9 protein-coding genes are annotated in these 7,459 nt (G+C 55.0%); 8 read left to right on the plus strand and 1 reads right to left on the minus strand.

Going from position 1 to position 7,459, the window contains the following annotated elements:
* The first annotated feature begins 45 nt into the window (after positions 1 to 45).
* Positions 46 to 366, plus strand: coding sequence for a thioredoxin family protein (locus LKD37_RS16335; RefSeq protein ID WP_302930146.1), 321 nt, complete (start codon positions 46 to 48; stop codon positions 364 to 366).
* A 10-nt stretch (positions 367 to 376) separates the two neighbouring features.
* Complete coding sequence (trxB, locus tag LKD37_RS16340) at positions 377 to 1,300, plus strand: thioredoxin-disulfide reductase (RefSeq protein WP_302930147.1); 924 nt, start codon at positions 377 to 379, stop codon at positions 1,298 to 1,300.
* Positions 1,301 to 1,596: 296 nt separating this feature from the next.
* Here trxB and LKD37_RS16345 read toward each other — a convergent pair whose 3' ends face one another.
* Positions 1,597 to 2,589 (minus strand): NAD-dependent epimerase/dehydratase family protein, encoded by a 993-nt coding sequence (locus LKD37_RS16345; protein WP_302930148.1) that lies wholly within the window; start codon positions 2,587 to 2,589, stop codon positions 1,597 to 1,599.
* A gap of 172 nt (positions 2,590 to 2,761) precedes the next feature.
* On the opposite strand from LKD37_RS16345, the gene LKD37_RS16350 reads away from it, so the two are divergent.
* From LKD37_RS16350 to LKD37_RS16375, 6 genes are all read left to right on the plus strand, one after another.
* Positions 2,762 to 3,331, plus strand: a complete 570-nt coding sequence (locus tag LKD37_RS16350; protein ID WP_302930149.1) for a TetR/AcrR family transcriptional regulator — start codon at positions 2,762 to 2,764, stop codon at positions 3,329 to 3,331.
* A gap of 186 nt (positions 3,332 to 3,517) precedes the next feature.
* Positions 3,518 to 4,255 carry a hypothetical protein gene (locus LKD37_RS16355; RefSeq protein ID WP_302930150.1) on the plus strand — a complete coding sequence of 246 codons (738 nt, stop codon included), beginning with the start codon at positions 3,518 to 3,520 and terminating at the stop codon, positions 4,253 to 4,255.
* Between the two features lie 90 nt (positions 4,256 to 4,345).
* Positions 4,346 to 5,047: a response regulator transcription factor gene (locus LKD37_RS16360; RefSeq protein WP_302930151.1), complete on the plus strand. Its 702-nt coding sequence runs from the start codon at positions 4,346 to 4,348 to the stop codon at positions 5,045 to 5,047.
* Positions 5,044 to 6,258 carry a sensor histidine kinase gene (locus LKD37_RS16365; protein ID WP_302930152.1) on the plus strand — a complete coding sequence of 405 codons (1,215 nt, stop codon included), beginning with the start codon at positions 5,044 to 5,046 and terminating at the stop codon, positions 6,256 to 6,258. Before LKD37_RS16360 ends, LKD37_RS16365 begins: the two co-directional genes overlap by 4 nt.
* A 132-nt stretch (positions 6,259 to 6,390) precedes the next feature.
* Entirely contained in the window at positions 6,391 to 6,957 is a 567-nt protein-coding gene (locus LKD37_RS16370; protein WP_302930153.1) for a hypothetical protein, read from the plus strand.
* A 63-nt stretch (positions 6,958 to 7,020) separates the two neighbouring features.
* Entirely contained in the window at positions 7,021 to 7,203 is a 183-nt protein-coding gene (locus tag LKD37_RS16375) for a hypothetical protein (RefSeq protein ID WP_302930154.1), read from the plus strand.
* Positions 7,204 to 7,459: the final 256 nt, after the last annotated feature.

The following is a 7,459-nucleotide window of genomic DNA, read 5'->3' on the forward strand; positions in this document are numbered from 1 at the left end:
AGATATTGAAACACAGCTTTTTACACAGAAATAGGAGGATATACGATGCTTACCATTACGACCAACAGCTTTGAAAATGACGTCCTGCACGCGGACAAGCCCGTGCTGGTGGATTTCTGGGCCCAGTGGTGCCCCTACTGCCGCCGTATTGCCCCGGCCTTTGACAAGGTGGGCGAGCAGTTCGCAGACACGCTCATCACCGGCAAGATCAACTACGACGAGGAGCCGCAGCTCATCCAGCGTTTCGGCATCGACACCATCCCCACGCTGCTGCTCTTCAAGAACGGCGAGGTGATCGGCTCCGTCGTCGCCCCCGGCTCCAAGGCGGCCATCGAGGCGTTTATCAAGGAAACGCTGGAGCAGTGAGGACACGATTATGGAGCAGATCTATGATATGATCGTCATCGGCGGCGGTCCCGCCGGATACACCGCCGCCCTGTACGCCGCCAGAAGCGGGCTTTCTGTACTGGTGTTGGAAAAGCTCTCCGCCGGCGGGCAGATGGCGCTGACGGAGCAGATCGACAACTACCCTGGCTTTGAAAGCGGCATCGACGGCTTTACGCTGGGCGAAAAGATGCAGCAAAGCGCGGAACGCTTCGGCGCGGTGACGGAGCTGGCGGAGGTGTACAAGGCCAGCCTTTCCAGGAAGATCAAGACGCTGGACACCAGCGAGGGTGTTTTTCAGGGCCGCACGGTGGTCATCGCCACCGGCGCGACGCCTCGTCCCTTGGGCGTTCCCGGCGAGGAAACGCTCGTTGGCAAGGGCGTTCACTACTGCGCCGCCTGTGACGGCGCGCCCTATCGGGGCAAGACCGTGACGGTGGTGGGCGGCGGCAATTCCGCCGCGGCGGACGCCCTCGCCCTGTCCCGCATTGCAAAAAAAGTCTACCTCATCCACCGCCGGGACAGCCTGCGGGCTACGAAGGTCTATCATGAACCGCTGTTAAACGCGCCCAACGTGGAATTCTGCTGGAACAGCACCGTTTCCGCACTGCTGCACGAAAGCCGCCTGACGGGGCTTCGTTTGAAGACTGTCCTGACGGGTGAGGAACATGACCTTGCCTGTGACGGAGTGTTCGTCAGCGTGGGACGCGCCCCGGCGACGGAGCTGTTCCGAAGCGAGCTGGCACTGGACAAATCCGGCTACATCATCGCGGACGAATCCACCCGCACGAATCTTCCCGGCGTGTTCGCCGCGGGGGACGTGCGCACCAAGGCGCTGCGGCAGGTGGTCACCGCCGTATCGGACGGCGCGGTAGCCGTCCACTACGCGGAGGAATATCTGGCGGAGAATCGATAAAGGAGGCTGCGAGCGATCCTCTCATTGGCATTTCCTGTCCGTAAGCGATACAATTGCGAGCCTTGCCTCAAAAGAGCGCAGGGTATGTGAGATTAAGGAGGTCATATATATGTGGCTGTTTTTAGGAATTTCTGCAATGATTTTTACAGGCTTCAATTTGATTTACTCTTTTAAAAATAAGAATGAAAAGTGGTTTAGATTCGGAGCCATTTCTTTCACTGATCGCGGGGCATATCAATAGCGTGTGCAATTTGCCTGAGGCGCTTTTGGCTGATAGCGGAGCACACATTGCCCCTTCACTTCTGATTCAGAAGCCAGGCTGTCATATCCCCCAAGGTCTCCTCAATCGGGCGCGGCTGATATGCAAAGCGTTCCGACGCAGCAGCATGACTGAATTGCCCGTTTGAGGCAAGGACGGAAACGGAATACGGGGTGAAGAACAGCGGCTTTCGCTCCCTCAGGCTTCGACGTTCATAGTATGGAGCCGCCAGCCTTGCAAGCCCCAGCGGCAGGCAGATGGACCGATACTTCAGCTTTGCAGCCTTTCCCACCAGCTGAAGCATCCTGCGAATCGTGACATAGCAGCCGGACAAAATGTAGCCTTTGCCGGGCTCTCCGCTTTCGGAACAGGCGAGAATACCTCTTGCCACATCCCGCACATCCACAAAGTCATATCCGCCGCAAACGGCAAAGGGCAGCTTTCCAGAAAGGAAAGATTTCGCCATAGAGGTGAAGCTCCCTCCCTGCAAATCGCCCGGTCCGATGATGCCGGAGGGGAATACAATGCTGGCATTCAACCCGCGCTCCGCTGCATCGAATACCAGCTCGGTTGCAGCTGCCTTGCTCTTGGCGTAATCTCCGTCCACAAGCCCCGGAGAGAATTCGCAATCCTCCGAAATGATGCAGCCCTTTGGCTTTTCCGGTATGGCATGGACGGAGCTGACATAGACCATTTTGCCCACATCATGCTCCATACATTGCCGGAGAACCTTCCATGTCCCGCCTACATTGACCTGATAGAGCCTCGGACCGGGTCTGGATGCGACGGAGACAATACCAGCACAGTGAATCACACAGGTACGGCTGTCGGCATCCGCGAAGAAGTCTGACAGTGAGCTTTTATCGCACACATCACCAATGACGGTGCGTACCTCCTTCGGGAGCAAATCGGTATAGGGGTCATCATGCAGCACAAGCGCATGCACCTGCGCCTTGCGGCGTACCAGCTCCTCCGCAACAACCCTACCAAGGAAGCCGGTAGCGCCTGTAACAAGATATTTATCAAACATTCAAAGAGCCTCCTCTCAAATAAGTACACAAGTGTTGATTATCTTTCACAAGTACAGTATACTTGAGGGGGAATACAGAAACAATCAGCACTTGCCATACGGCTGAAAGAAAAGCAACATTACCTGTTGAAGTGTTGCTTTTCTTTGTAAACTTTTTTTGGAGAGGTTCTATATGGAGAAGATGGACGCAAGGAAACGCTATACGCAAATGGTGCTCAAGCAGTCTTTTCTGAAGCTGCTGAAGGAAAAACCTGTAAACAAAATTACGGTGAAGGAGGTTTGTGCCCTGGCACAGCTTAACCGTGCCACCTTCTATGCCCATTACAGCGATTGCTTTGCCCTGATGGAGAGCATTGAGAACGAACTCATCGATGCATTCGAAAAATCCCTTCGCTATGTCAATTCGTTTGATGTGACGGCTCTGATCGAAGCCATCTACGATATGGTCGATCGGAATCAGGCAGCCTGCCGGGTTCTGATTCTGGGGAATACAAGCTCAACAGTCCTCATGCGGATGATTGCCCTGGCCAAGAAGGACAGCATTGCCTACTGGCGGAAGGAGCTGCCCAATGCCAGTGAGACAGAGCTTGAGATGATGTATACCCATCTGTCAAACGGTTTGATGCATGTCGTTGTGGAGGGCTATGACAAGTACAGCAAGGAGGAAATGATCCGTTTTGTCAACCGGGTAGTAAAAGCCAGCCTTTTGCTGTTCCAATCGCCTCAAAGATTTCTTGCTTAAAAACGTCCGCCCGTTTCTGCCCTTGAGGCGTGGAGAGGGCTTTCGTTCATTTTCCGGGCTGGTCTCGTTGCACTTTTGTGACACTTTCCCCGCACTTTCGCGGGGGAATTTCAATGCAGCTTCTGGTATGCTACAGACAAGGTTGAAACTCAACCAAAAATACTTCAAAAAGGAGCGTAACATACCATGAAAAAGAAAACGATTTTGAGCTTTGCACTGGCACTGGCATTGATGGTATCGGCCATCGGCACGGCAACCTCCGCCTTTGCCGCCACATCCGCACCAATAGAGCCTGTTACTAAAATTGCCACCGAGAATGAGGACGCCATCTGGGAGCAGATCGAGGCGGTGGAAGAGAAGAGCGACGCCATCTTCCAGAGAAACGCGGCGCTGTGGGAAAAGCTGGACGAAATCTGCAACGCCCTGCCCGACGACTACGACTTCACAAACTTTGATGAGGCGGCGTTTATCCGCAGTACCAACGCCCTGACCGAAGCGGAGAAGGAAACGCTTCTGGCGGACATCGAGGAATTGAACGGCCTTGACACCGAGATGGAGGCACTGTACGCTCAGCTGCCCGACTGCGACAATATGCCGCTTTACGAGAAGGCGCTGGAAAAGGCCGACCCCAAGGTACTGGATGAGATTGACACCCTGGAGCAGGAGTATGACCGCCTCTGCGAGAAGAACGCCGATCTGTGGGACAAGGTAGATGAAGCGTACTTCAATCTGCCGGATGACTATGACTTCGACAACTATGATGAGGCCACCTTTATCCGCAGCCTGAGCTTCCTGTCCGACGCGGAAAAGGACGAGCTGATCGCCGACTATAACCGTCTGGTAGAGCTTGATAACCAGCTGTGCAAGCTGTACGATACCATTTGGGGCGGTACCGGCTGTGAAAGCGGCATCTGCCCCCTTTGACGGCAAAGAGGTTTTCTGATATGATTAACTAAATACGACGCCGATGCTGCGCCCACGCGCAGCATTTGGCGCTGCTTCCAAGGAGGACGCATGGGACATTCCATCTATTTGGCGGACGATGAAAAGAGCATACGGGAGCTGCTCCATAGTTTTTTGGCAAGCGACGGCTATACTGTGCGCTCCTTTGAAAGCGGTGACGCGCTGCTGGAGGCGTTTCGTCAGGACCCTGCGGAGCTGGTAATACTGGATATCATGATGCCCGGCACGGACGGACTTACCGTGTGCCGGGAGCTTCGCGCTGTTTCCGATATTCCCATCATCCTGCTTACGGCCAAAGACAGCGAGCTGGACTACGTCATGGGCATCAGTCAGGGCAGCGACGATTATCTCACCAAGCCCTTTCGCCCGACCATTCTTCTGATGAAGGTGAAGGCGCTGCTGCGCCGTGTGGAGATGGACCGAGGAAAAACGGCGGCGGCGGAGGACGAGCTTCATTACGGGGATATCCGCTATTCCGCCACGGAAAACGCCATCTTTTATGGGACTGCGCCAGTGTCGCTCACCCAGACCGAGCTGCGACTGCTCAGCTATATGATGAAGCAGCCGGAAAAGGCATATTCCCGCGAGGAGCTGCTCAGCGCGGTGTGGGGCTTTGACTCGGAGGTGGAGACCCGCGTAACCGATGAAACGCTGCGCCGTATCCGAAAAAAGCTGCTGCAAGCGGGCAGCACCGTCAGCGTAAGCACCATATGGGGCTTTGGCTATAAGCTGAAAGGAGCGGAGCGCACATGAAAAACATCAAGCTGCGGATCGTGTATCTGATCCTCGGTGCGGCTCTGCTGCTCTTTGCACTGTTCATGCTGGCGGTGAACCTCATCATACCTGCCCACTTTGTGCGTGAGGCAAAAAAGGCGCTCATCAGCGAGTCACAGTACCAGAACCGCACCATCCCCTATACCGACGAAGAGCCGATCTATGACGAGGGCGAGGAGGAGGGGAATTTCTTTACCCCCAGCATCGTCTTTTTGGAACTGGATGACGGATACCGACCTAACACATGGAACCGGGATAGCTATCACCTGGAGAAAAAATTGCTGGAATACTGCGCCGGGCGGGATATTGCACTCAATCAATGCTATACCTTCAAAACGGACAAACATCACCTGATCTTCATGTCCGTGCAGGAGGAGCAGGACGATTGGGAAAAGCCGTACGCCTACATCATGTATATAGACATCGGCCCAATCACCCGCTATATCGTGACGCTGAACTGGGCGTTCTTTGCGGTACTGCTGGCGATCTCCTCCGTCATGTGCCTGCTGGGCTTCCGCTTCGGCCGGGATATTGAAAAGGAGACGGAGCGGCAGCAGACCTTCTTTCAGAACGCCTCCCATGAGCTGAAAACGCCGCTTATGGCGATACAGGGCTATGCGGAGGGCATACAGGCAGGTGTGATGGACACAGGCAGCGCGGCGGAGGTGATCCTGGCGGAGAGCGACCGCATGACGGAACTGGTGGACGAGCTCCTGGACATCTCGAAAATCGACATGGGACGGCAGCCGCTTACCCTTTCCGAGATGGATGTTCGGGAGCTGCTCTACGACAGCATGCGCGCCGTGGAGCCGATAGCCGCCGGCGGCGGTATCACCATCACGCCGGACTTCCCCGAAACGCCCGTTATGGTTAGCTGTGACGATACCCGGCTGCGCAGAGCCGTCACCAATATCCTATCCAACGGCGTGCGCTATGCCCGCAGCCAGCTGCACCTGACCTGCCGCACGGAGAAGCGTCATGTGACGATACGGATACAGGATGACGGGGACGGCATTGCCGCGGAAGATCTGCCCCATATCTTTGACCGCTTCTACATGGGAAAAAACGGAAAATCCGGCATCGGCCTTGCCCTGGCCAAGGAGATCATCCACCTGCATAAGGGAACGATCCGTGCCTACAACGGGGATAGTGGCGCCGTGTTTGAGATTTCCATTCCGGTGAGCAGATAAGAAGAGCACCGCGCCGCCTGTGAGCGCCCCTCTTGCAAAAAGGACGGGCTTGGAACGGGCTTTTGCCGGTGCCGGGTGGAGAGTTTCCTGTGATTTTCTCTTGTGCCGACATTGTTAGAATGGAGTACATCTATGGGTTGTAAAGCAAAAAAATATCTGCATATTTATGACTGGAACTACTGGTGGGGCTATTACCGCTGCTGTAAGGACCTGGAACCTTTCCATGCGGCGGAGTTTTCTCTTTCTGAGGACGAGGCGGGAGAGGTGCCCTTTTTCCACTTTGATTTCCATAACCTCCCCGCACTTCACCAGACCATTCGGGAGGGTGAGTTTGTGGAGCCGGATAACCCGGATCATCCGCACTTTCTGGAGCAGGCAAGGAGGCTCAGAAGCGGCGAACAGGACTGGTTCGTCGGGGCGCTGTACTATCCGCTTTTTTCGCCGGAGATGCATTTCTGCAACGCCTCCGTCCGGAGCGGCGTCCCGCTGACACAGCTGCTTTCCCCGTCTGTACCGCCCTATTACGGGGTGATCTTTCTCCGGGAGGAGCGCCCCCTCACTCCGGAGGTGCTGACGCATTGGGCGGAGACACTGTCCCAACCCCTGTTCGGCCAGCCGTTTTCCTGCACGCTTGCACAAGTCCCCAGCCGACAGGAGACGATGGAGCAGTTTGAGAATGAGATGCGGCTGACGCGATGAAATGTACGGTATCGTTTACCACTGATTTTCCATTGAAAAGCAACTGAGAGGGAGACGCCGCTTATGGAATTAAGATTCACGGAACAGGAGGCTCTGGCGCTGTATCGAATCATTCTGCGGTGGGATGAATTGGGCAGCTTGACCACAGAGGATGACGAGGAACGTCAGCTGCTATGGGATCTATCCTGTACGCTGGAAAAAGAACTGGAGCCGGTGGATGATGCCGTGAAACGCGGACTGCTTTGACCGCGTAAGAGCCCACCGGTTCGAAGCCTTTGATGTGACGCTGTTTTCTTTTACGCTGACAAATCTTGAACTGTCGGAAAGACGCCGGTATCGCGGGATGATATTGACAAAGGGGGAAATGCTATAATATCTGCGAATGGTTCGCAGATTGGAGGGCGGCTGATGTCAGGCTATAATACGGCTGTCCGGGGTGCGGCACACTCCGCAAGAATGAGTTTGAACAGTTCATTTTCACCGCTATGGGAGAAAAGTTCCG

The sequence above is a fragment of the Brotocaccenecus cirricatena genome, from assembly GCF_020687045.1.
Lineage (GTDB): Bacteria > Bacillota > Clostridia > Oscillospirales > Oscillospiraceae > Vescimonas > Vescimonas cirricatena.